21 protein-coding genes are annotated in these 23,253 nt (G+C 61.4%); 11 read left to right on the plus strand and 10 right to left on the minus strand.

The genetic code is table 11. The features are described from left to right. Positions 1 to 34: 34 nt before the first annotated feature. From VOI22_RS20950 to VOI22_RS20960, 3 genes are read right to left on the minus strand one after another with little or no spacing between them, the layout of a single operon-like run. The gene (locus VOI22_RS20950) at positions 35 to 1,288 is read right to left on the minus strand and encodes an NAD(P)/FAD-dependent oxidoreductase (protein ID WP_323798397.1); all 1,254 of its coding nucleotides are present in this window, start codon (positions 1,286 to 1,288) and stop codon (positions 35 to 37) included. Beyond that, on the minus strand, positions 1,285 to 2,424 hold the full coding sequence (locus tag VOI22_RS20955; protein ID WP_323798398.1) for an enolase C-terminal domain-like protein: 1,140 nt from the start codon (positions 2,422 to 2,424) through the stop codon (positions 1,285 to 1,287). The genes VOI22_RS20950 and VOI22_RS20955 overlap by 4 nt, the downstream gene beginning before the upstream one ends. Before the next feature lie 2 nt (positions 2,425 to 2,426). Continuing rightward, on the minus strand, positions 2,427 to 4,127 hold the full coding sequence (locus VOI22_RS20960) for a thiamine pyrophosphate-binding protein (RefSeq protein WP_323798399.1): 1,701 nt from the start codon (positions 4,125 to 4,127) through the stop codon (positions 2,427 to 2,429). 140 nt (positions 4,128 to 4,267) lie between these two features. On the opposite strand from VOI22_RS20960, the gene VOI22_RS20965 reads away from it, so the two are divergent. The 5 genes from VOI22_RS20965 to VOI22_RS20985 all read left to right on the plus strand — a co-directional run bounded on the left by VOI22_RS20965 (position 4,268) and on the right by VOI22_RS20985 (position 8,878). Continuing rightward, a complete protein-coding gene (locus tag VOI22_RS20965; protein ID WP_323798400.1) occupies positions 4,268 to 4,969 on the plus strand; it encodes a GntR family transcriptional regulator in 702 nt (233 codons plus the stop codon). 17 nt (positions 4,970 to 4,986) lie between these two features. Continuing rightward, positions 4,987 to 5,697 carry an aspartate/glutamate racemase family protein gene (locus VOI22_RS20970; protein WP_323798401.1) on the plus strand — a complete coding sequence of 237 codons (711 nt, stop codon included), beginning with the start codon at positions 4,987 to 4,989 and terminating at the stop codon, positions 5,695 to 5,697. 148 nt (positions 5,698 to 5,845) lie between these two features. Next, on the plus strand, positions 5,846 to 6,745 hold the full coding sequence (locus VOI22_RS20975) for a sugar ABC transporter permease (protein WP_323798402.1): 900 nt from the start codon (positions 5,846 to 5,848) through the stop codon (positions 6,743 to 6,745). Beyond that, complete coding sequence (locus VOI22_RS20980) at positions 6,735 to 7,577, plus strand: carbohydrate ABC transporter permease (protein ID WP_323798403.1); 843 nt, start codon at positions 6,735 to 6,737, stop codon at positions 7,575 to 7,577. The genes VOI22_RS20975 and VOI22_RS20980 overlap by 11 nt, the downstream gene beginning before the upstream one ends. Before the next feature lie 11 nt (positions 7,578 to 7,588). Then, a complete protein-coding gene (locus VOI22_RS20985; protein ID WP_323798404.1) occupies positions 7,589 to 8,878 on the plus strand; it encodes an ABC transporter substrate-binding protein in 1,290 nt (429 codons plus the stop codon). A gap of 231 nt (positions 8,879 to 9,109) precedes the next feature. Here the strand turns inward: VOI22_RS20985 and VOI22_RS20990 are convergent, their stop codons facing one another. The 5 genes from VOI22_RS20990 to ectA all read right to left on the minus strand — a co-directional run bounded on the left by VOI22_RS20990 (position 9,110) and on the right by ectA (position 14,075). After that, complete coding sequence (locus VOI22_RS20990) at positions 9,110 to 10,153, minus strand: sn-glycerol-3-phosphate ABC transporter ATP-binding protein UgpC (RefSeq protein ID WP_323798405.1); 1,044 nt, start codon at positions 10,151 to 10,153, stop codon at positions 9,110 to 9,112. A 118-nt stretch (positions 10,154 to 10,271) separates the two neighbouring features. Next, on the minus strand, positions 10,272 to 11,732 hold the full coding sequence (locus VOI22_RS20995; protein ID WP_323798406.1) for an aspartate kinase: 1,461 nt from the start codon (positions 11,730 to 11,732) through the stop codon (positions 10,272 to 10,274). A gap of 55 nt (positions 11,733 to 11,787) precedes the next feature. Beyond that, positions 11,788 to 12,174: an ectoine synthase gene (locus VOI22_RS21000; RefSeq protein WP_193171873.1), complete on the minus strand. Its 387-nt coding sequence runs from the start codon at positions 12,172 to 12,174 to the stop codon at positions 11,788 to 11,790. 45 nt (positions 12,175 to 12,219) lie between these two features. Continuing rightward, a complete protein-coding gene (ectB, locus tag VOI22_RS21005; protein ID WP_323798407.1) occupies positions 12,220 to 13,494 on the minus strand; it encodes a diaminobutyrate--2-oxoglutarate transaminase in 1,275 nt (424 codons plus the stop codon). A gap of 80 nt (positions 13,495 to 13,574) precedes the next feature. Then, positions 13,575 to 14,075, minus strand: a complete 501-nt coding sequence (ectA, locus tag VOI22_RS21010) for a diaminobutyrate acetyltransferase (protein WP_323798408.1) — start codon at positions 14,073 to 14,075, stop codon at positions 13,575 to 13,577. A 342-nt stretch (positions 14,076 to 14,417) separates the two neighbouring features. Here ectA and VOI22_RS21015 point away from each other — a divergent pair, with 342 nt between their 5' ends. From VOI22_RS21015 to VOI22_RS21040, 6 genes are all read left to right on the plus strand, one after another. Further along, positions 14,418 to 14,897 carry a MarR family winged helix-turn-helix transcriptional regulator gene (locus VOI22_RS21015; protein ID WP_323798409.1) on the plus strand — a complete coding sequence of 160 codons (480 nt, stop codon included), beginning with the start codon at positions 14,418 to 14,420 and terminating at the stop codon, positions 14,895 to 14,897. A gap of 311 nt (positions 14,898 to 15,208) precedes the next feature. Next, on the plus strand, positions 15,209 to 16,168 hold the full coding sequence (phnD, locus tag VOI22_RS21020; protein WP_323798410.1) for a phosphate/phosphite/phosphonate ABC transporter substrate-binding protein: 960 nt from the start codon (positions 15,209 to 15,211) through the stop codon (positions 16,166 to 16,168). Positions 16,169 to 16,239: 71 nt separating this feature from the next. Beyond that, complete coding sequence (phnC, locus tag VOI22_RS21025) at positions 16,240 to 17,085, plus strand: phosphonate ABC transporter ATP-binding protein (RefSeq protein ID WP_323798411.1); 846 nt, start codon at positions 16,240 to 16,242, stop codon at positions 17,083 to 17,085. Continuing rightward, the gene (phnE, locus tag VOI22_RS21030; protein ID WP_323798412.1) at positions 17,082 to 17,894 is read left to right on the plus strand and encodes a phosphonate ABC transporter, permease protein PhnE; all 813 of its coding nucleotides are present in this window, start codon (positions 17,082 to 17,084) and stop codon (positions 17,892 to 17,894) included. Before phnC ends, phnE (VOI22_RS21030) begins: the two co-directional genes overlap by 4 nt. Next, positions 17,894 to 18,718, plus strand: a complete 825-nt coding sequence (phnE, locus tag VOI22_RS21035) for a phosphonate ABC transporter, permease protein PhnE (RefSeq protein WP_323798413.1) — start codon at positions 17,894 to 17,896, stop codon at positions 18,716 to 18,718. The genes phnE (VOI22_RS21030) and phnE (VOI22_RS21035) overlap by 1 nt, the downstream gene beginning before the upstream one ends. 54 nt (positions 18,719 to 18,772) lie before the next feature. After that, the gene (locus VOI22_RS21040; RefSeq protein WP_323798414.1) at positions 18,773 to 20,413 is read left to right on the plus strand and encodes a Na/Pi cotransporter family protein; all 1,641 of its coding nucleotides are present in this window, start codon (positions 18,773 to 18,775) and stop codon (positions 20,411 to 20,413) included. 7 nt (positions 20,414 to 20,420) lie between these two features. Here VOI22_RS21040 and VOI22_RS21045 read toward each other — a convergent pair whose 3' ends face one another. Together VOI22_RS21045 and VOI22_RS21050 are read right to left on the minus strand one after the other, a co-directional pair. Then, a complete protein-coding gene (locus tag VOI22_RS21045; protein ID WP_323798415.1) occupies positions 20,421 to 21,206 on the minus strand; it encodes a carnitinyl-CoA dehydratase in 786 nt (261 codons plus the stop codon). Next, positions 21,199 to 23,247, minus strand: coding sequence for an acetate--CoA ligase family protein (locus VOI22_RS21050; protein WP_323798416.1), 2,049 nt, complete (start codon positions 23,245 to 23,247; stop codon positions 21,199 to 21,201). Before VOI22_RS21050 ends, VOI22_RS21045 begins: the two co-directional genes overlap by 8 nt. Between the last annotated feature and the right edge of the window lie 6 nt (positions 23,248 to 23,253).

A 23,253-nucleotide genomic window follows, 5' to 3' on the forward strand; every position in this document is an offset into this window, starting at 1 on the left:
AGTTTATGACCCTGTTCGGCCAGTCATACTCCCCTCACCCCGCAAAGCGTGAAGGAGAGTAACGCGTTAAATCAATATTCGGCTTTTTCCCGCCGATGAGTTGGGCGAGGATCCGCCCTGTTTTCGGTCCTCCTGTCAGACCGACATGCTGATGCCCGTAGCCGAGGAAAGCTCCCCGGATGCCGGGGACTTCCCCGATCACCGGGATCGAGTCCGTCGTAGCTGGCCGGTGCCCCATCCATTCGGTTTCTTCCTTAAACGTCAGATCCGGCATCGCCTTGTGCACCGCGCGGCGCAGCAGCTCGAACGGCGCCCTGGACGGTCCCGCTTCAAGGCCGCCGAACTCGACCACACCGGCAGCCCTGAGGCGGCCTTCCATCGGAGTCAGCACGAACTTGCCGGACGCGACCATGATCGGCGTCTTCGGCATCGCCGAAGGCTCCCAGAATTCAAGGTGATAGCCCCGTTCGGATTCAAGCGGGATATCGAGCCCGAGCAATTTCGACAGCTTGCCGGACCAGGCGCCCATGGCGATCACCACCGCGTCGCCGGAAATCGTCTCGCCACCAGCGCGCACGCCAGTCGCCACACCGTTCTCGCGGACGATATCAGTCACCTCGGCCTGCACCAGCTTGCCGCCTTCCGCGACGACATGAGCCGCGAGCGCTTTCACATAGGCGCCGGGATCGGAGATACGGCCGTGGTTCAGAACACGGACGCCAAACTTGATGCCGTCGCTCAGGACCGATTCCTGCTCGGCCAGCGCGGCACCTTCCAGTTCCTCGAACTGGACGCCATGCGTGCGCCGGATCGACCAGGCGAAGGCATCGCCCTCGTAATGCGCCCGGTCGTTGTAGGCGACCATGTATTCCTGCGGCTTGATCCACTGCTCCGCCCCGGTTCCGGCGGCAAGAGCCTGATGGTCGGCCACGCTATCGCCGATAATGTCGTACAGAGCACTGGCAATCCGCTTTGTATCCGCGGCATTCGCATGGCTCAGATACTTGAACAGCCAAGGCAGCAGTTTCGGCAGATAGGACCATCGCAGGAACAAAGGCTGGTCAGGGTTGAACAGCATTTTCGGCGCCTTGCCTATCAGCCCCGGCCCGGTGACCGGAACGATTGAGCCGGAGGCCAGAAGCCCTGCATTGCCGTAGCTCGTGCCCGCAGCCGGCCCTTCCCGGTCCACCAGTGTCACCTCGTGCCCGTCGCGCTGCAGCCAGATCGCGGTAGACACACCGACGATCCCCGCCCCAACGACAATCACATGTTTCTTCGCGTCACTCACTTGCCCGCCCCCACGGTCGATCGGACAGCATAGTGCGCCAGCTTTTCCACATCCGGAAGTATTCCGAGACCGGGCGTGTCAGGAATTGTGACAACGCCGCCCTGGCTCGGGAAGCTTTCGGCGAGAATGTCGTCCTTCAGGTAATATTGCGCCTGATAAAACTCGCAGCCGAGCCGGATTTCCGGCGTCGCCGCAATCATGTGCGCACCGGCGAGATGGGCGAGGCCGCTCTCGAACATATCCCCGCCATAGGCGGACAGACCCGATGCCGCCGCCATGCGGGCGACCGTCTGCCCCCGGCGCAATCCACCGGCCTTCATGATCTTGATGGAAACCCCATCGCAGATTCCCTCGGCAACGGCGCGGCTCATGTCTTCCGGGCCAAAGACGCTTTCGTCGGCGATCAGCGGCACGTCGATAGAGGCGCGGATCTCCGCCATCAGGTCGAAATGGTGATAGGCCACCGGCTGCTCGATGAAGGTCGGCTCGAAACTCGCGACATCCTGCACCTTGGCGACAGCGCCCTCGACGGCGAGGCCCTGATTGAAATCGACCCTGACGTCCAGATCGGGCCAGTCGGCACACAGCTTCTCCAGCCGCATGATGTCGAACGCATGGTCCTTGAACCCGGCCTTCATCTTGACGATCCCGACACCGTCCTCGGCAAGCCGTTCAAGCAAGGCCAGGTCGGCATTGAAATCCGGATCGGCAAGCGAGACGGAGAGCGGGATCGTGTCGCGCGCCTTGCCGCCGAGCAGCGCCCAGACAGGAACGCCTGCAATCCGCCCGTTAAGGTCCAGCAACGCGCTTTCAAGCGCCGCCTTCGCTTCCGTGCAATGGGCTACCGCCTTGGCCGCGACCTCCATGATCGCGGGGATATCCCCTGCCCTTTTACCGACAACATGGGGTCGGATATACCGGTCGAGCGCCGCATAGCTCGCCTCGGGAGAGCCGGTGAAGACGGACCATGGCGAGGCCTCTCCATAGCCGACCGCCCCGCTTTCCGACGTCAGCCGGAGGACGACGATCTCGATGGCGCCTTCCACCGACCCAATGCCGTGATCCCGGCGGGAAAGCACAGGCAAAGTGAGATGCCAGAGGTCGAGACCTGTGACCTTTTCATCCGCGCGGAACATGATCAGGCAATCCACTCCGAGACCGGTGCCGCGGCTTCATGCAGCGGCTGGGAGATGACATCGACCAGGGTCGGCCCGTCATGTTCCAGGGCCTGTTTCATCACCGATTTGAACTCCGCCGGATCTTCCACCGTCCAGGATTTCACACCGAAGGCGCTGGCAACGGCGGCATGGTTGGTGCGACTGAAGTCGACATTGTAGAAGCGCTTGCCGAAACCTGAATCCTGCCCGGCCTTGATCCAGCCGAAGACCGAGTTGGAGAAGACGATGCTCTTGATCGGCATTTTCTCACGCACGATGGTCTCGAACTCGCCACAGCAGAAGTTGAAGGAACCGTCACCCATGACCGCGAGGGTCTGGGAGGACGGACGGCCGATATAGGCGCCCATCGCGGCGGCCAGCGAATAGCCGAGCGCACCGTGCGCCCTGTTGGTGATGAAGTGCCGTCCGGCCTGAGGCCAGCGGAAATGGGCGGAGAAGTAGGGGCATGGTGTGCCCGGATCGGCGACGATGGTGGCATCGTCATCCAGCAGATCCATCAGATCCGCGATCACCCGTTCCGGCCGGATCGGCCGCTCTGTCGTTGTCGCCAACGGCAGGAAGTTCTTCAGCTTGCCTTCCCAGGCAGACGCGGCACGGGCTTTGCCGTTTTGCATGTTGCGGCCGGCAATTGCCGCGACTTCCACGTTCAGAGCTTCAAGAGCGAGGCGCGCGTCGGAAACGATGGAGACGGCGGTGTTGTAATTGGCACCGATCACCATCGGGTCACTGTCGATATGAATGATGGTCTTGTCCTGGGCGGGCGAGCGCCAGCGTTCCGTGGTCACGGACCCGGCCCGACACCCAATGAAGAGGATCACATCCGCCTCATCTGTCACTGCGCGGGAGCTGGGCACGCCGCCATTGGAGCCGACGACACCGACCGCGTTCGGATCGGTCTCGGCAATGGCGCCCTGACCGGAAACGCTGGTCGCGATCGGCAAATCGAGCAATGTAGCCAGCCGGCCGAGCGCTTCGGTCGCGCCTGCGATCACCGGCCCGCCGCCACAAACGGCCACAGCGGACTTTGCAGAGGCAAGGATCTTCGCCGCTTCTTTCACCGCTGCCATATCCGGGCCGGACGGTTCCGCCGGATAGGTGCGATGCCCCGGATCGGCCCAGATCTCGGCATCCTCAACGGCGCCTTTCTGTGTGTCGAACGGCAGGGCCAGATGAACTGCGCCCGGACGGCCCGTCGTCATCGCCCGGAAGGCCGTGCGCATCATCGCCGGCAGGCGCGAGGCATCGTCCAGAGAGGTGTTCCATTTGGTCAGCGGCCGAAACATCGCGACCTGGTCGAGTTCGGTCAGCGGATAACGCCCCCGCGCCGTCGTCGAGACGTCGGTGGTGATCGCCATGATCGGCACCGAGCTTTCATTCGCCTCGACCACGCCCGGAAGAATGTAGGTCGCCCCACCACCGGACGGACCCTCGCAGACACCCGGACGGCCTGTCACCCGGGCATAGGCATCGGCCATATAGCCGGCATGGCGCTCGTCACGGGTCAGGATGTGCTTGATCCCGTGATCAAGCCGGGCCATCGCATCATAGAAGGGCAGCGTAGTGTCGCCGCAAAGCCCAAACATGTGCTTCACACCATGGGCCTCGAGCATACGGACCATGGCTTCCGCGCCGGTCATCCGGTTGCCCATCGACTTGTCCATTGTATCATTTTCCTCGGGTGGCGCGTGGAATGCGCTGGTGGGATTTTCTTGAACACAGTATTGTATACAGGAATGTATGTTGTAAAAAGGCAGCGCCGGAGTCAAGGCACTCCGGCAAGAAACGGTTCGGATGAAACGTCATGAGTGAAGGCCGGGTCGAAGAGGCCTATATGCGGCTGAAGGAACGGGCGGTGAATTTCCAGTTCCGGCCGGGAGAGCGGATCAACGAGATCGGCATCTCGCGGGAACTGGCGGTCAGCCGGACGCCCCTGCGCGAGGCGCTGAACCGCCTCGTCACCGAACATCTGATCGATTTCAAACCGGGACTCGGCTTCTTCTGCCGGGAGCTGGACGCGCGCTCGGTCTATGAGCTGTACGAGCTGCGCGAGATCCTCGAGCTGGCCGCCGTCCGCAAGGCCTGCGAAAGCGCCAGTGACGCGGAACTAAAAGCCTTGAATGACGATCTTCACGCCAACGGCCTGACCTATGCGGGCAAGACCGTGCGCGAGATGACCGAACGGGACGAGGCCTTCCATGTCGCCATCGCCGAACTCTCCGGCAACCACGAACTCGCCCGCCATCTCGGGCAGATCAACCAGCGCATCCGCTTTATCCGCTGGCTCGACATGGCCAGCCGGGTGAAGGAGACCAAGGGCGAGCACAAGGCAATCATGGAGGCACTGCTGGCCCGCGACGCGGACCGGGCCGCCTGGATCCTCGGCAAGCATATCCGCCGCCGGATGGACCAGATCGTCGCCTCGGTGAAGGAAAGCTTCTCGAATATCTACATGGCCGGCCCGGAAGAGCTGTTCGACCGGCTGTTCGAGCCCCAGGAAGACTGAAGATCAGGAGACCGGAAATGAAAGTACGCGGCGGAAAGGCGATCTACGGCGCCTCTGTCGGCATCCTCATGCTGGAAGCGCAATTCCCGCGCATTCCGGGCGACATGGGCAACGCGCTGACCTGGGATTTTCCGGTGCATTACCGCGTGGTCCGCGACGCCTCCCCCGACCGGGTGGTGCGGCGCGGCGCCGAGGGCCTGCTGGATAATTTTATCGAGGCCGCCAAGGGCCTGGTCGCCGACGGGGTCGACGGCATCACCACCAATTGCGGCTTTCTCTGCCTCTTTCAGGAGGAGCTGGCGAGCGCGGTCGGTGTTCCGGTCGCCGCCTCCTCGCTGATGCAGGTCGATATGGTGAACCGGCTGCTGCCGGCCGGAAAACGAGCCGGCGTGCTCACCATCTCGGCCTCGACACTCACCCCAGCGCACCTCGAAAAAGCCCGCGTCCCCGAAGGCACACCGATCGGCAGCACCGAGGGCGGCCGGGAATTCACCCGCGCCATCCTGAATAACGAGCTCGAACTCGATGTCGAGGCAGCGCGCAAAGACAATGTCGAGGCCGCCCTGAAAATGCAGCGGGACCATCCGGACATCGGTGCGCTCGTTCTCGAATGCACCAACATGCTGCCCTATGCGGCCGATATCCGGAACGCCACCGGCCTGCCGGTCTATTCCATGCTGAGCTTCGTTTCCTGGTTCCAGTCCGGGCTCGTCCCGCGCCGGTTCTGAGGCTCAAAACACGAATGTTCGAACGAAGATGCAACCGCATCTTCGTTCCGACTTCAATCATTCCCATAATGTTCACATGGCGGTGACACGACTGTTCGAATGAGGGTGATACCCACTCCTCCTCACGTGACGAGGAGTGTTGAGGATCGTGAACAAGCCCATCCGAGAAACGCCGGGATCCTTCAGATCGGCGCGGCCGTACCTGTTGCTGCTGCCAGCGTTTTTGTGTCTCGCCGCCTTCACCTACTGGCCGATGCTGCAGGTTCTGCTGGCCTCGCTCTCGGACAAGAAGCGTGTCGGCGACAGCGGTACTTTCGTCGGCGTGGAGAATTATTTCCGGATCTTCCAGGATGCGCATTTTCTCGGTGCGCTCGCGAACAATGCGCTCTATGCCGCCGGCACAGTGATACCAAGCGTACTTTTTGGCTTTCTGTTCGCGCTGGGCCTGCGCGAGACGACGAACCTCTCATCGATCCTCCGCTCCGTTCTGTTCTTCCCGACCCTGGTGCCGCTGGTCGGCGCGGCAGCCGTCTTCATCTTTGTTTTCATGCCGGATATCGGTCTGCTGGACTATTACCTCGCCAAACTCGGGGTCTCCGCCACCAACTGGCTCGGCAACCCGGACCTCGCGCTGGTCTCCCTGATGGCGCTGACCACCTGGAAGAATGCCGGCTACTACATGCTGTTCTTCCTCGCCGGATTGCAGGGCGTGCCGCAGGACGCGGAGGAAGCGGCAAAGATCGAGGGCGCGAACTGGCTGCAGCGGCTCTATTTCGTGATCATCCCGATGCTCGGGCCGACCTTCGCCTTCGTCATGGTCATTGCCCTGATCAGCGCGGTCAGCCAGATCGACCATGTCATCGTCATGACCGACGGTGGGCCGAACAATTCGACCAGCCTGCTGCTCTACTACATCTACCAGCAGGCCCATGAATTCTACGATCTGGGCAAGGCGACCGCGGCCACCGTCGTCACCCTGATCGCCCTGCTGACACTCTCCTTCCTGTCCATGCGCACCGTCGAACGCAAGGTGCATTATGAAACCTGATATCAAGAAGTGGCTTGCCCCGGGAGCGCTGCTCGCTGCCACCATGTGCGCCGTGGTCTTCCTCTGGTCGACACCGTTTCTCTGGATGCTGATCGCCAGTTTCCGGCCGGACGCTGGCGGCGGGCTCGGCATGGCCTCGCTGTTCCCGGATTTCACCCCTACGCTGCAAAGCTACAGATACGCCATCGAGGATGGCTACTGGCCGCTCTGGTTCCTGAACTCAACCATTCTCGTCACCGGCACGCTGGTGGTGCAGCTGGTGACGATCAGCCTTGCCGGTTACGCCTTCGCGCGGATCCGCTTCCCCGGCAAGGAAGCGATCTTCTACATCTTCCTGCTGCAGCTGATGCTGGCGCCACCGGTGCTGATCGTGCCGAACCTGACGACGCTGGTGCATCTCGGTCTCTATGACAGCCTGATCGGCGTCATGGCGCCCTATTGGGGCTCGGCCTTCGGCACCTTCCTGATGCGCCAGACCTTCCGCACGATCCCCAAGGATTTCGAGGAAGCCGCGATCATCGACGGTGCTTCCTGGTGGCAGGTGCTGCGTTACGTCCTGATCCCGCTCTCGCTGCCCGGGCTCACCGCCTTTTCCATCGTTTCGGTGGTCTATCACTGGAACGAATTTCTCTGGCCCCTGATGGTCATCAACGATCCGGACAAGATGGTTCTGACCGTGGGCCTCGTCAGCTTCGCGCAAGGCGCGGAGGGAGCGTCGGACTGGGGGCTTATCGCCGCCGGGACGCTCTTCATCATGGCGCCGCTGTTCATCGCCTTCACGGCGTTCCAGCGGCAATTCGTCAACAGTTTCATGTCATCCGGCGTGAAATAAGGAGCTTAACGATGTTCATCAGGTCTGCGGTTGGCGCGCTCTGCGCCGGTCTCATCGCCTCGTCCGCCGTTGCGGCCGAGCGTATCGAATTCATGTTCCCGGCCCCGGTTCAGGGCAAGCTGTCCCGCGAAATGCAGAAGCTGGTGAAGGAATTCAATTCTTCCCAGGACGGCGTCGAAGTGGTCGGCGTCTTTACCGGCAGCTATGACGACACCAAGGTGAAATCCCAGGCTGCCGCCGAAGCAGGCAAGCCTCCGGCAGTGGTGCTGATGAGCGCCAACTTCGCCACCGAACTGGCGATGAACGACCTGATCGTTCCGATCAAGGAGCTGGCAGGCGACACCGACCTCGACGGCCTGATGCAGGAATTCTGGCCGGCCGTACGTCCGAACGCCTATTTCAACGGTGACGTCTATTCCATCCCGTTCCAGAACTCGACCCCGATCCTTTACTACAACAAGGAGCATTTCAAGGAAGCCGGCATCACCAAGGCGCCGGAAACCTGGGCCGAATGGGTCGATGCCGCGAAGAAGCTGACCAAGCCGGAAGGCGAGCGTTGGGGCATCATGATGCCGTCCAACTATGACTATAACGGCTGGCTGGTACAGGCCCTGACCATGGCCAATGGCGGTCAGTTCTACAACAATGTCTATCCGGGCGAGATCTTCTACGACCACGCTTCCACACAGGGCGCTCTGAAGTTCTGGCGCGACTTTGCGCATCAGCACAAGGCGATGCCGACGGGCGTGACCAACTCCAAGCAGGTCTCCACCTCCTTCTTCTCCGGCAAGGCCTCGATGATCGTGCTCTCCACCGGCGCGCTCACCTTCGTCCGCGAGAACGCGAAGTTCGACTATGACGTCGCCTTCATGCCGCGCAACATCCGCAACTCGGTTCCGATCGGCGGCGCCTCCCTGGTCTCTTTCAAAGGCACCACCGACGCCCAGAAAAAGGGCGCGTGGGAATTCATCTCCTGGCTGACCTCTCCGGAGAAGATCGGCCACTGGTCCCGCTTCACCGGTTACTTCGCTCCGCGCCAGACCGCCTACGATCTGCCGGAAATGAAGAAGTTCACCGCCGAGCACCCGGACGCGCTGCGCGCTGTCGAGCAGCTCGCCTATGCCGGTCCGTGGATCGCGACCTACAACACCGTCGCCGTCCGCAAGGCCGTCGAGGACGAGATGCAGGCCCTTCTGTCCGATCCGGAGCTGACCTTCCGCGAAGCCGCAGCCCGGGCCCAGAAGAATGCCGACGCCGTGCTGGCTCCGTACGCGGAACAGACTGCGCTGACGCTGAAGTAAGCGCTGCCCATATCCGACGGAAAAGCCCCGCTGTCGCCCGCGGGGCTTTTCTTGTCTGGACAGCAGTTTCTCCGGCTGAGATCAGTCCGGCACTCTGACCGTCATTTCCATCTCGACCTGCAGGTCTGGGGCTGATCGACGGGATCGGGCTGATGCATGCCACCGGCCAGGGTCCGAAGCCCACCACCGAACAGGTCGCGGCGGTGTTTAGGTCTATATTGTAGGGGCCGCTCAGCCAGCAGCCGCAGGCCGCGCCACTCCATCCGCCGCAAACAAATGCGCGTCGCCGAGATCGAACCCGATCTCTATCTCGTCCCCCGCAGCGGGCCGGATGCTGTCACGCTGTTTTAGGCATGCGCGCTGGCCGTCGAAAGCGACATGGACCAGCGCCTCGCCACCGAGCGGTTCAACAAGTTCCACCCGGGCGCTCCATTGCACCGGCAGCGGCCCCTCGCTCTGGCAAAGGCGCAGGCGATCCGGCCGGATGCCGATCTCGGACGCGCCGTCCGCGAGCCGTCCCGCGTCGGCTTTCTGCAGCCAGTCCGCCGGAAAGAAATTCATCACAGGGGCGCCGATGAAGCCCGCGACGAACTTGTTGGCCGGATGTGAGTACAACTCGTCAGGGGTGCCGACCTGCTGGATCTCGCCGCCGTTCAGCACCACGATCCGGTCTGCCATGGTCATGGCCTCGACCTGATCGTGCGTCACATAGATCGTGGTCACGCCGAGCCGGCTCTGCAGGGCCTTGATCTCCGTGCGCATGTGATTGCGGAGCTGGGCGTCGAGGTTGGACAGCGGCTCATCCATCAGGAAGACCTCCGGGTGCCGGATGATCGCCCGGCCCATCGCCACCCGCTGACGCTGGCCGCCGGAGAGGGCGCGCGGTTTACGCTCCAGCAATCCGCCGAGGCCGAGCAGCTCCGCCGTCTCGCGCACCGCTGCATCGCGCTCGGCGCGCGGCACGCCCTTCAGGCGCAGGCCGAAACCGATATTCTGGGCCACGCTCATATGCGGATAGAGGGCATAGTTCTGGAACACCATGGAGATGTTCCGGTCCTTCGGCGGCACGTCGGTGACGTCAGTCTCGCCGATGAAAATCCGTCCGGCGGAGACCGTCTCAAGCCCCGCCATCATCCGGAGCAGGGTCGTCTTGCCGCAGCCGGACGGGCCGACATAGACCACGAACTCGCCATCGGCGATCTCCAGATCGAGGCTCTTGATGACCTCGACATCGCCGAAATTTTTCGACACACCCTGATAGCGAATTCTGCTCATTGATCACTCCCGGTTTCGAAGTGATCTTTCTAGCGAAAACAGACTACAGGCGTATGAACGTGAAGAGGCCGGCTCGCAATACGGGCCGGCCTCTGCCGTAAAGTCGTTATAGGTGCTTTCAGGCGGCGGCGCGTTCGGCCGCGGTTTCAGTATCGGTCTCAACCAGCGCCGCATGCAGCGCTGCAATCGCCGTCTCGAACTGGCTCTCTTCCAGGATGAACATCATGTCCACCTTGCGGGACAGACGATGCACGCCGAGCAGCTCGATGCCGGCTTCCGTCAATGCCACAAGCGCGGTTGCGTCGAGCCCTCGCACCGACATATCGCTGCCGATAGCAGAGACAATGGCGACGTTCCGGGTGGAAATCTCCGCCGTCGGGAAAGCCTCTCCGAGATCCGCGATCACCCGCTTCACCGCCTTGCGCGGGCCTGCCAGATAATGCGTGATCGTGTTGGCGTTCGAGGTCTTGGTGACAATGCGGACGCTATGCCGCTTCAGCGCTTCCAGAATGCCAGTGTCGTAGCCTTTGACGCCGACCATTTCCTGCTCGAAGAATTCCAGCGCATGGACATCCTTCAGGCCGGTGACGATCTCGACACGAGGCTCCTCGGAGACATAGTCGCCCCGGAACATGGTGCCCGGATCGGCCGGGTCGAACGTGTTGCGCACACGCAGCGGAATGCTCGCCTGCCGGAGCCCCTTGGCCGCGCGCGGATGCACCGCCTCCATGCCCATGTTGGAAAGCTGATCGGCCACGTCGTAATTGGTCGCCCCGATGGTTCGGACCTTGTCCTCGCCCACCAGCTTCGGGTCGGCGCTAGAAAGGTGAAACTCCTTGTGGATCACCGCTTCCCGGGCCTTGGTCACCACCGCGAGGCGGGAGAAAGTCACTTCCGTATAGCCACGGTCGAACCGGCGCACCATGCCTTCGCGGCAATGTGCATAGCCAGTCACGATCGGCAGCTCGCGGGTGAAATCGACGCCGTCGAGCGCGCCGGCGATCCGTTCGTCCAGATCAGGGTCACTCTCGTCGCGCCAGCCGGTCAGGTCGATGAAGACGGCATTGATGCCGTTATCCTTCAGCAGCAACGTGGTGTTGAAAGCGCTGTGCGCCTCGCCGAGTCCGGCCAGCATTTCCCGCACCGTCTCCATGTGATGGTCGAGCCGGAAATGGCCGTGGCTGCACAGCCGCTGCAGATCGAGCAGACAATTGCGCACGCCCTCGACCCGGTCGCGGACGAAACCATCGGCAAGCCGGCGCGAGGCCGGATCGGCCAGCACGTCAGCGTTCTTGGCGATCATTACATCGCCAAGCTCGGTCAGGGAGTCGCCCCAGGCCCAGTCGGATTCTGAGCCGGCATAATGCGCGAACACACCCGGCGCCCCTGTTTTCTTGTGTTCCAGCAACCGGTCGGTCATCCCGGCATAGGCCGAGACCACGAAGATGCGGCCATAAGGCTCCGCATCCGTGTGACTGCGCAGGAAAACGTTTTTCAGGACCGCTTCAGTGTTGGCAATCGACGTTCCGCCGATCTTCTCCACCGTATGACTATGATACGGCTCGACTGGCTCTAACATGATGTCCCCCGAGGAGTTGCGTATGCGATGCGGCGCGGCCCGATCAGGCCGCGTCCTAGACATCAGCGGCGTAGGCGCCGGTCTCGTCATGCACTTCGCGGCCGGATACCGGCGGATTGAAGCAGCAGGCCACGACCATGCCTTCCGGGCCGCCCCTCAGGACATGCCGGTCATGCAGGTTCAGGGCATACATGGTCCCCACCTTGATCTCGTGGGTCTCGTTCTTGGCAAGATCGGTGATGGAGCCACCGCCGGAGACGCAATAGACGGACTCGAAATGGTTCTTGTATTCGAACGTGTGCTCGCTGTTCGGGAAGATGGTGGTGATATGGAAGCTGAAGCCCATCTTGTCGTCCTTCAGCAGCATGCGAACGCTTTCCCAGCCTTCCGTCACAACATGGCGGTCGGTATCACGGCATTCGTCATAGGTACGGACAATCATCTTTAACTCTCGTCTATTCAGGTGATTTGAAATCTGGTCGGGAGATCAGGCTGCTTCAGATTGCCGAGCCTTGATCGCGCTATCGGCAGCCTTGGCCATAATGTCGAGACCCTGCTCAAAAAGTCCAACATCGATGCTCAGCGGCGCCAGCACCTTGACCACTTCGCCAAAGGCGCCTGAGGTCTCAATGATCAGGCCGTTCTCGAAACAGGCGCGGCAAATCTCGTCCGCCAGCTCTCCGGAGCCGACATCGACACCGCGGAACATGCCGCGGCCCTTGACCTTGCCGCCGGTCTTGATGGCGATCTTCTTCAACCGCTCTTCCAGCAGCTCGGCCTTGGCCTCGACCTTCTGGGAAAAGCTCGCGTCGGACCAGAACTTCTCCAGGGTCACCCGGGCCGTGACGAAGGCATGATTGTTGCCCCGGAACGTGCCGTTATGCTCAGCTGGCGACCAGATATCCAGATCCGGGCGCAGCAGCACCATGGCAAAGGGCAGCCCCATGCCGGAGAGCGACTTCGCCATGGTCACGATGTCCGGCGCAATTCCCATCTTCTCGAAGGAGAAGAAGGTGCCCGTCCGGCCGCAACCTGCCTGGATATCGTCGACGATAAGCAAGGAGCCAAGCTCGCGCGCCAATCGCTCGACGCCCTGCAGCCATTCGGCGCTGGCATCGTTCAGCCCGCCTTCTCCCTGAACCGTTTCCAGGATAAAGGCTGCCGGCGCTTCGAAACCGCTGGACGGATTGCGGTACATTTCCTCAAGCACCTTGAGGGAATCGATACCATTGCCAAGCGCGCCCTCGTACGGCATGCGGTCGACACCATCGAGCGGACGGGACGCGCCCTTGCGGTGATAGCCGTTACCGGTACAGGCGAGTGCGCCAAGCGTTACGCCATGGAAGCCGTTGGTGAAAGCAACGATGCGGTCACGGCCGGTAACCTTGCGCGCCAGCTTCAGCGCCGCTTCGACGGCATTGGCGCCGGTCGGGCCGGTGAACTGGAGCCGGTAATCCATCTCGCGAGGCTGCAGGATGATCCGGTCGAACGCTTCCAGGAACGCGCCTTTGGCTTCGGTATGGAAGTCGAGACCGTGGGTGATGCCGTCGCTTGTGATGTAGTCAACCAGCGCCTGCTTCATGTCTTCATCGTTATGCCCATAATTCAGGGACGAGCAGCCAGCCAGGAAGTCGATATAGGTCTTGCCGTCGGCAGCGGTGATTTCCGCGCCGGAGGCACTGATAAAGTTCGTCGGAAAGCTGCGGCAATAGCTGCGCACGTTCGATTCGACATTCTCGTAAATGGAGAGGTCCGTCGTCATTGTCGGCTCCTTGTAGTCTGGTATTTGTAGTCTGGTATTTCTTGCTGGGCGAGCGGCCAGGAAACGGCAGCCAGCGGCGATCAGGCAGCGCTGGCGTAGCGTTCGCGCTCGATTGGCCCGATGCGGACCAGATGTTCCGTCGCGTGCTCACCGTCGAAATGCTGATCGCGTCGGAAATGGGGATTGTGATTGAGATCGCCTTCGATCTCTCCGGCAATCGATCGGAAGAGAGCCCAGGACGCTTCGTTGTCCTTGGTAATCGTGCTCTCCATATGGGTGACGTCTTCGCAGGCGCCCCGCTTCAGCAAATCGCGCAGCATTGCCTTGGCAAGTCCGCGGCCACGCGCCTGGGGAGCAACCGCGACCTGCCAGACGAACAGGGTTCCGGACTTGGCCGGCGGAAGATAGGCCGATACCCAGCCGATCACGTCACCATCCAACTCCGCAACCACGCAGGTCTCGGCGAAATGCGTGCACTGCAGAAGGTTGCAATACATGGAATTATCGTCAAGCGCGTCCAGGTCACCGATCAGGCTCCAGACTGACGCACCGTCCGTAGATGTAGGACGACGAAAAGTCACGCCGCCCTTTCGGCCAGCCTTATGGCGGGATCCGTCTCTTGATATCTCGATCTTCATAACCACCCCTTTTGAGTAGGTGGCCGTTATTTAGTTAGACTAACTAATTTTGTCAACGACAGCGTCATGTCGCAAACAAGACATTTTTGTTTCTCCTACGTGATTAATCAATTTTTTGGCTGAATTCCAGATCAAACCGAAATGTCGTAATCAGAACTTATTATGCCTAACAAACGAAACAAGCGGAGCAAAAGAGGGAAATATTTATTTAGCCCATAAAACTAAAACAATTTCTCGCTATCCCTCGCTCGGGTCATAGTCGGGCCGCGAATTTTCGGAGACACTATGGACCACCAGTCACAACACGCCCTCGTGGTGCTGCGCCGCATATTGCGAGCAACGGAAAACCGGGCCCGGGCGCTCTCCCGTGAATCGGGGCTTACGGCCTCTCAGCTCCTTTTGCTGCAAACCCTCGCCGACGAGGTCGAGTGCACAGCAGGGACAATCGCATCCCGGCTGGGGATAACCCAGGCCACAACCACATCTCTGGTCCACAAACTGGAGACCAAAGGGTTGGTCGTAAAAAAGCGCGGCCATACAGACCGGCGGCAGGTTTGGCTCAGCTTGAGCGACAAAGGTCGAACCGTCCTTGAAGAAGCGCCCGACGATCTTCAGGAGCTCTTCCGAAGCCGTTTCGATAAGCTTGAGAATTGGGAGCAAATGATGCTGGTGGCCAGCCTTGAGCGGGTCGCAGCGATGCTCGACGCGGAGGAAATCGACGCCGCGCCAGTGCTGGATATCGGCGCCCTCGATCGCGAGGCCTGACTGCCAGCGCCAACAAAAACCGCCCACAACCATATCTGGATCTGGAAGCGGCCATAACAGGGAACGAAGGCGACGATTCGCGTTTGCCGCAAAGATGTGCTTGCCATGAATCAGGGCGAACGCGCGAACGAAAACTTTCACGCGCCGCTCCATGGCACATTGAAACTACTTGATAGCCATACGGTTCCGCTCGACAATTCGCTCATTCTGACGAAAGGTTCGCTTTCGAACGAAAGTCTATATCTTCAAATGAAACTACCCTTCCGGTAAAGGAAGGGCTCAAACGGAAAAAAACAGGGAGGTTACCCGTTATGGATAGACGCGGGATTATCGGTTTTGCAGCTGCAGCTTTCGGCGCCGTGACCATGGGATGGTCGGGCATGTCTTACGCCCTCGATACGCGGTTCCAGGACAAGAATGGCGATCTGGTTGCAGACACGCCGACCGATCCGAGCCAGCAGGTTGACCCAAGCACCATCATCTTCGCCTATACACCGGTCGAGGATCCCGCCGTTTATGCCAAGGTCTGGGACGGCTTCCTGCGTCATATGGAAGACGTAACAGGCAAGAAGGTGCAGTTCTTCCCGGTTCAGTCCAACGCTGCCCAGATCGAAGCCATGCGCGCCGGCCGTCTGCATGTCGCAGGCTTCAACACCGGCTCCAACCCGCTAGCCGTGAACTGCGCCGGTTTCGTCTCCTTCGCCATGATGGCGTCGAAAGACGGGAACTTCGGCTACAACATGGAAATCATCACCTATCCGGGCAGCGGAATCACGAAGGTCGAGGATATCAAAGGCAAGAAGATGGCCTTTACCTCGCAGACCTCCAATTCCGGTTTCAAGGCGCCTTCCGCCATCCTGAAAGCCGACTACGACATGATACCGGAGCGCGATTTCGAGCCGGTCTTCTCCGGCAAGCACGACAACTCCATCCTCGGCGTTGCCAACAAGGATTACCCCGCTGCCGCCATCGCAAATTCCGTATGGCACCGCATGGTCGCCCGCGATGTGATCAAGCAGGATCAGGTCGTCTCGATCTACAAGTCACAGACCTTCCCGACCACCGGCTTCGGCTATGCTTACAACCTGAAGCCGGAACTGCAGGAAAAGATCAAGGAAGCGTTCTTCACCTTCAACTGGGAAGGCTCGGCTCTTAAAGAAGAGTTCAAGCGCTCCGGCGAAGAGCAGTTCATCCCGATCACCTACAAGGAATACTGGGACGTGATCCGGAAGATCGACACGGCCAACGGCGTTTCCTACGCTTGCAAGTAATCCACCCGATTGAACCTGACAGGCGATCGCTCCTCCAAGCGATCGCCAAAACGAGTTGAGGAGCGCCCTTAATGTTGCGACTTGAAGGTCTGTCAAAAGTCTACGGGACAGGCGATCGGGCGCTTACCGACGTGAGTTTCACGGTCGAGCCCGGTCAGGTCGTTGGCCTGATCGGGCCATCGGGAGCCGGCAAATCCACGCTGATCCGGTGCATCAACCGGCTGGTTGAGCCATCGGCAGGGAAAATTTCTCTGGGCGATCTGGATATCACGCAACTGAGCCGTGGCGGCCTGCGTCAGGCTCGCCGGCGGATCGGCATGATTTTCCAGGAATATGCCCTGGTCGAACGACTTACCGTCATGGAGAACGTGCTTTCCGGGCGTCTCGGCTATGTCGGTTTCTGGCGCAGCTTCTTCCGCAAATTCCCGCCGGAAGCCGTCGAGAACGCCTACCGCCTGCTCAACCGAGTCGGTCTGAGCGATCATGTTAACAAGCGGGCAGATGCCCTGTCCGGTGGCCAGCGTCAGCGCGTCGGCATTGCCCGGGCGCTTGAGCAGGACCCGGACCTGCTGCTGATCGACGAGCCGACCGCCTCGCTCGATCCGAAAACCTCGCGCCAGATCATGCGTCTCATCATCGAGATCTGCGACGAGCGTGGTCTTCCCGCCATCATCAACATCCACGACGTGGCCCTCGCCCAGCAATTCGTGCAGCGCATCATCGGGCTGCAGGGCGGCAAGGTCGTGTTCGACGGTAGCCCGGATGAGCTGGATGCAGACGTGCTGACCCGGATCTACGGTGAAGAAGACTGGTCCGCGACAATCCGCAAGGTGGATGAGGACGCGGACGACACAGAGGAAAGCGCCGAGGCAATCGCCGCCGCACTCGACCGCGAACGCCTGGCTGGGCTGACATGACGGCTGCTACCTCACCCTCCTTTCCGACCACCTGGTCGCGCCCGCCCTTCATCAAGCGGTCCTGGCTGCGCTGGACGCTCTATTTCGGCGCGCTGCTCTACATGGTCCTCGCCGTAGGCTCTGTCGAGGTCAACTGGACACGCGTGTGGGAAGGTCTCGATCGCGGCCTGCGCTTCATCCAGGGCTTCCTCCTTCCTGACTTCACCAGCCGCTGGGAAGACATCCTGATCGGCATGGAAGAGAGCCTGACGATGGCCGTCACCTCGACCGTGGTCGGGGTCGCCATCTCAGTCCCGATCGGGATTGGCGCGGCCCGGAACATCGCTCCGTTACCTGTCTATGCTGTCTGCCGGGCCATCATCGCCCTGTCCAGGAGCTTTCAGGAAATCATCATCGCCATTCTGTTCGTTGCGATGTTCGGCTTCGGGCCCTTTGCCGGGTTCCTGACCTTGTCTTTCGCCACTATCGGATTTCTCGCCAAACTGCTGGCCGAGGATATCGAGGATATCGACGAGAGTCAGGCCGAGGCGATCCGGGCGACCGGCGCCGGCTGGTGGCAGATCGTGACTTACGCGATCCAGCCGCAGGTCATGCCGCGCCTGATCGGGCTCAGCCTCTACCGCCTGGACATCAATTTCCGCGAATCAGCGGTGATCGGCATCGTTGGAGCCGGCGGCATCGGCGCCACGCTGAATACCGCTATGGACCGGTACGAATACGACTCCGCAGCTGCGATCCTGATCCTGATCATCCTGATCGTGATGGCGGCGGAATATTCTTCAGGCTACGTGCGGAAATGGCTTCAGTGATGACAAATACTTCCTCCGAACAGGTCACGTCCGGGCCGATCTGGCGCAAACGCACGACCAGGCAGGAACTTGCCCTGTGGCTGGGCTGGCTTGTGCTGGCCGCTTTCTTCATTTTCTGCTGGCAGGTCATGACGAAGACCACGATCTGGGCCTTCGTCTATGACGCCCCGCGTCAAGCGCTGGATATTGGATCACGGATGCTCCCGCCGCGCTGGGAGTATCTTCCGAACCTGCTGGAGCCGCTCTGGGACACCGTCGCCATAGCAACGCTTGGCACCTTTCTTGCGCTTTTCATGGCCGTCCCTGTCGCCTTCCTGGCGGCGCGCAATACCACACCGAGCACGCGGTTCATCCGGCCCGTCGCCCTGCTGATCATTGTTTCCAGCCGGTCGATCAATTCCCTGATCTGGGCCCTGCTGCTGGTGGCAATCATCGGGCCGGGCGTGATGGCCGGGATCGTCGCCATCGCCTTCCGGTCCATCGGTTTCGTCGCGAAGCTTCTTTATGAAGCCATCGAGGAAATCGACGCGGTCCAGGTCGAGGCGGTTTCCGCCACCGGGGCCAGCAAGGCACAGATCATGGATTATGCGGTCGTTCCGCAAATCCTGCCGGCCTTCGCCGGGATCACCGTGTTCCGCTGGGACATCAATATTCGGGAATCCACGGTGCTGGGGCTGGTTGGTGCCGGTGGCCTCGGGCTGCGCCTGCAGGAGAGCCTCAACGTGCTCGCCTGGCCGCAGGTCACACTGATCTTCATCCTTATCCTGATTACCGTGCTGGTCAGCGAGTGGGTATCCGCCAAAGTGCGGCACGCAATTATCTAACACCGGCATCTAACAGCACACAGAACAGCGCCCGACCCGGGCGCGGACAGGCCCATGGAACTACTGATCAACATCGCCGGCGGAGTCGCCCTGCTTCTGTGGGGCGTCCGCATGGTGCGTACGGGAGTGACACGGGCCTTCGGCTCCGGCATCCGCCGTGGGGTTTCCGCAGCCACACGCAACCGGTTCAGTTCGTTCCTGACCGGCCTCGGCGTCACAACCATCCTGCAGAGCAGCACGGCAACGGCCCTGATCGTCGGGTCGTTCGGCGGCCGCAGGATGATTGCCGTTCCCGCCGGGCTGGCCCTTATGCTCGGTGCGGATGTCGGCAGCACCATCGTTGTTCAGGTTCTGGCCTTCGACGTCTCCTGGATGTCGCCGGTCTTCCTGTTCATTGGCGTTACGGCTTTTCTGTCGTCGGAGAACTCTCGCCGCCGGGCAATTGCGCGGTTCTTCATCGGCCTCGGCCTAATGCTGCTGGCCATCAAGATGGTCATGCTGGCGTCGGTTCCATTGCGCGAGGGGCCGACTGTCTCGCTCCTGCTGGCGCCGCTGCAGAGCGAGCCACTGCTAGCAATCCTGTTCGCCGCCCTGCTGACCTGGATTGCTCATTCGAGCCTTACAGTGATCGTTCTGATCATGACCATGGTCTCGCTCGGCGTGGTGGAAATACACCTCGCCATCGCGATGGTGCTCGGCGCGAATATCGGCAGCGCGATAACACCCGTGGCGATGAACTGGGGCTCGGACCCGGTCGCCCGCAGAGTGCCGGTCGGCAACCTGTTGATGCGCACCGTCGGCGTCATTCTGCTGTTCGGCTTTATTCCATGGATCGTGCCGTATTTTGCGAATTTCTCTATCGATTCAGCGCATCTGATCGCCAACGTCCATACCGGCTTCAATCTGGTTGTGGCCGCGATCTTCCTGCCGTTCGTAGGCTGGGTAGCGCGCCTCGTCATCCGCATCCTGCCGGACCGGGCCGGACCGGATGACATCCTCGCGCCGAGGCACCTGGAAGAGGAAAGCCTCGATACGCCGTCAGTGGCGCTTTCCGCCGCCGCGCGGGAAACCCTGCGGATGGGCGATACCGTCGAATTGATGCTGTCCCGAACCATGGACGTACTGCGCAACGGCACCCTCGACCAGATCAAGGAGATCGAGCGCGAGGATGATGTCGTCGACTCCTTGCATGAAGCCGTGAAAATCTACCTCACCAAGTTGTCCCGCCAGGAACTCGACCCAGCCGAAAGCCGCCGTGTTGTCGAGATCCTGACCTTCACCACGAATCTCGAACATATCGGCGACATCATCGACAAGAACCTGCTCGAGTTGGCGGCCAAGAAGATCAAGGACGGCTCAACCTTCTCCAAGGACGGGCTAGAGGAGTTGGAAGCCCTGCACAGCGACGTGCTGTCCAACCTCAAGCTGGCGCTCAGTATCTTCATGACAGGGGACCCGCGCCTGGCCAGACGCCTGATGGAGCAGAAGGTCCATATCCGCGAGCTGGAGCAGAAGTTTTCCGAAGCGCACTACAATCGTATCCGGGACGGCAAGACAGAGTCTCTTAACAGCTCCTCCCTGCATCTCGACGTGCTGCGCGACCTGAAACGGATCAACAGCCACATCACCTCGGTGGCCTATCCGATCCTGGAATCCACCGGCCAGATCGCCGAGAGCCGACTACGGGACGAATAAAGCCGCGTCAGCGCCCCTTCCAGACCGGATCGCGGCCTTCGGCGAAGGCGGTGTAGCCTTCCCGATTGTCTTCCGATGAATAGAGCCGGTCTACAGTCTCGAACTGGCGCTTGGTGATCCGGTTCATGGCGTCCTGGAAGGTCATATCCTCTGCCTCTCGGACAATCTCCTTTATGGCGGAGAAGACCAGCGGCGGCCCATCGGCCAGATGCTTCGCAAGTGCCCGCGCCTCGTCCATCAGGGACGCGCTAGGGTAGACATGGTTCACAAGCCCCCAGCGTGCAGCCTCCTCAACCTCGATCCAGCGCCCGGTGAACAGCATTTCCATCGCAATGTGATAAGGAATGCGTTTCGGCAACTTCACCGTCGCCGCGTCGGCCACGGTACCGGAGCGGATTTCAGGCAGCGCGAAGGTCGCATGATCGGCGGCGAGGATGATATCGGCGGAAAGCGCCAGTTCCAGCCCGCCACCGCAGCAAATCCCGTTCACAGCCGCGATCACCGGCTTGTTCAGACCACGGAGTTCCTGCAGACCGCCAAAGCCGCCGACGCCGTAATCGCCATCAACTTCATCGCCTGCCGCCGCCGCTTTCAGATCCCAGCCCGGGCAGAAGAACTTCTCGCCCGCTCCGGTGACGATGCAGACCCGCAGTTCCGGATCGTCACGGAAGGCGGCGAAAGTGTCCCCCATGATCCGGCTGGTCGCGAGATCGATAGCGTTCGCCTTGGGCCGGTCCAGCGTGACTTCAAGCACATGGCCATCGCGCCGGGTCTTAATCGGGCCTTCACTCATTGTCGTCTCCCATCCTGATCAGGGCATCCACTGCAACCGCGCCCTCTGGCAAACAGAGCAGCGGGTTGATTTCCACTTCGCTGACCCGCCCATCCTGGGCGGCTACGAAATCCTGTACCGCCCGCACGGCGGCGACAATCGCAGCCCTGTCTGCGGGTGGCGCCCCGCGATAACCATCCAGCAACGGCGCGATGCGCAGCCTGTCCAGCGCCGCCTCTATCTCCGTGTCCGACGCAGGCAGCAGCAGGGTCACGCTGTCCTTCAGTATCTCCGTCTGCACGCCGCCGGCGGCAAGCGTCAGCAAATAACCATGCGCCGGATCCAGCGTCACGCCGACCAGCAATTCCGCAACCGCTCCCGAGACCATCCGCTCGACAAGGAACTGCTCAGTCGGCATGGCGTCAGCGGCCGCCCTCACCTCTTCGGTACTTGTGAGCCCGATCCGGACAGCGCCCGCCTCAGTCTTGTGCGCAATCCCGAGGCCTTTCAACACTAGGGGAAAACCAATCTCTCCAGCGGCGGTCACCGCACTTTCCGCATCCGATGCTTCGATGCTTTTCGGCACGGAAAGGCCGTGATGGGCCAGAGCGTCTTTCGCCTCCCGCTCCGCATAAGTACGTAGGTGCTCCGGCACCCCGGGAAGAAGCAGTGGCTCAGCACGCACGTGATCCGCCCCGAGCCAGGCCGCGGCGGCAATCGCAGTCAAGGCCTCATCCATGCCGGTGAATGGCACGATACCCAGGTCAAACAGGGTTTCCGCCACCTTTTCGGGAAGGTTCTCCGGCAGCGACGCCACGATCGCCATCGGCTTTCCGCTGTTCGTCATCGTCTTGTGGACCGCGCGGATCACCTGATCCCATTCGGCCGCCCCACCGAGCTCCACCTTCGGAAAGTCGAGCACCACGATCCCGAGAGCAAGGCTGCCGCCCTGCATCATGGCCGTAAAGGTCCGTTCGATGGCGGCTTCGTCGCCCCAGATATAGGTGTGGTAATCGAGCGGGTTGGCGAGCGTCACTTTCGCCCCGAGGCTCTCGGCAAGATCCGCCCGCTGCCCGTCTTCCAGCGGCGGATAGACCACGCCGCGCGACAGGCCCGTGTCGGCCATCAGGCTGGCCTCACCGCCGGAGCAGGACATGGAAGCGATCCTGTTCGAAGGCAGGGGGCCCGTCACATGCAGCAGCTTCAGGGACTCCAGCAAGGCCGGTAGACTTCGGATCTCTGCGATGCCAAGCCGCTCAAGCAGCGCTGACGCGCCCGCATCGCTTCCCGCGAGGGAGGCCGTGTGAGAGACAGCTCCCGTGCGCGCTTCCTCGGATCGGCCGACCTTCAGCGCCACGATAGGTTTACCGAGTGTGCGCGCCTTCTCCGACAGTGTCTCGAAAGCCCGTAGATCTCCCACACCCTCGATATAAAGACCAAGTGCCGTCACCCGGGGGTCATCCAGCAGACACATACCGACTTCGGCGAAACCGGTCTGTGCCTGATTGCCGACGGTCACGACATAGGCAAGCGGCAAGCCGCGCCGCTGCATGGTCAGATTGATCGCGATGTTGGAGGACTGGGCGACAATGGCGACACCACGGTCGACCGGCTTTCCGCCATGCAGGTCCGGCCAGAGCGCCGCACCGTCGAGATAATTGATCAGCCCATAGCAGTTCGGGCCGAGCAGGACCATGTCGCCCGCGACCTCCAGCAGCTTTTCCTGCAGGGCCGCACCGTCACCGGTCTCCCTGTCCGCCTCGCGAAAACCGCTGGCGAAACAGACGGCACCGCCCGCGCCCATCTCCGACAGCTCCGCCACCGCATCGACGGTGGCATGGCGGTTGATGCCGATAAAGGTGGCGTCAGGAGCGTCCGGCAGATCGGCAATCGAAGCGTAAGTCGGAGCGCCCGCGATCTCCACCCGCTTTGGATGGATCGGCCAGAGCGCCCCCTCGAAGCCGATCTTGCGGCATTCGGCAACGACATTGGCACACCAGGCGCCGCCCCCGATCACCGCGATGGATTGAGGCCGGAGCAGCCGTTCAAGAGCCGATGACATGCGGCG

It is taken from the genome of Nisaea sp. (genome assembly GCF_034670185.1).
Lineage (GTDB): Bacteria > Pseudomonadota > Alphaproteobacteria > Thalassobaculales > Thalassobaculaceae > Nisaea.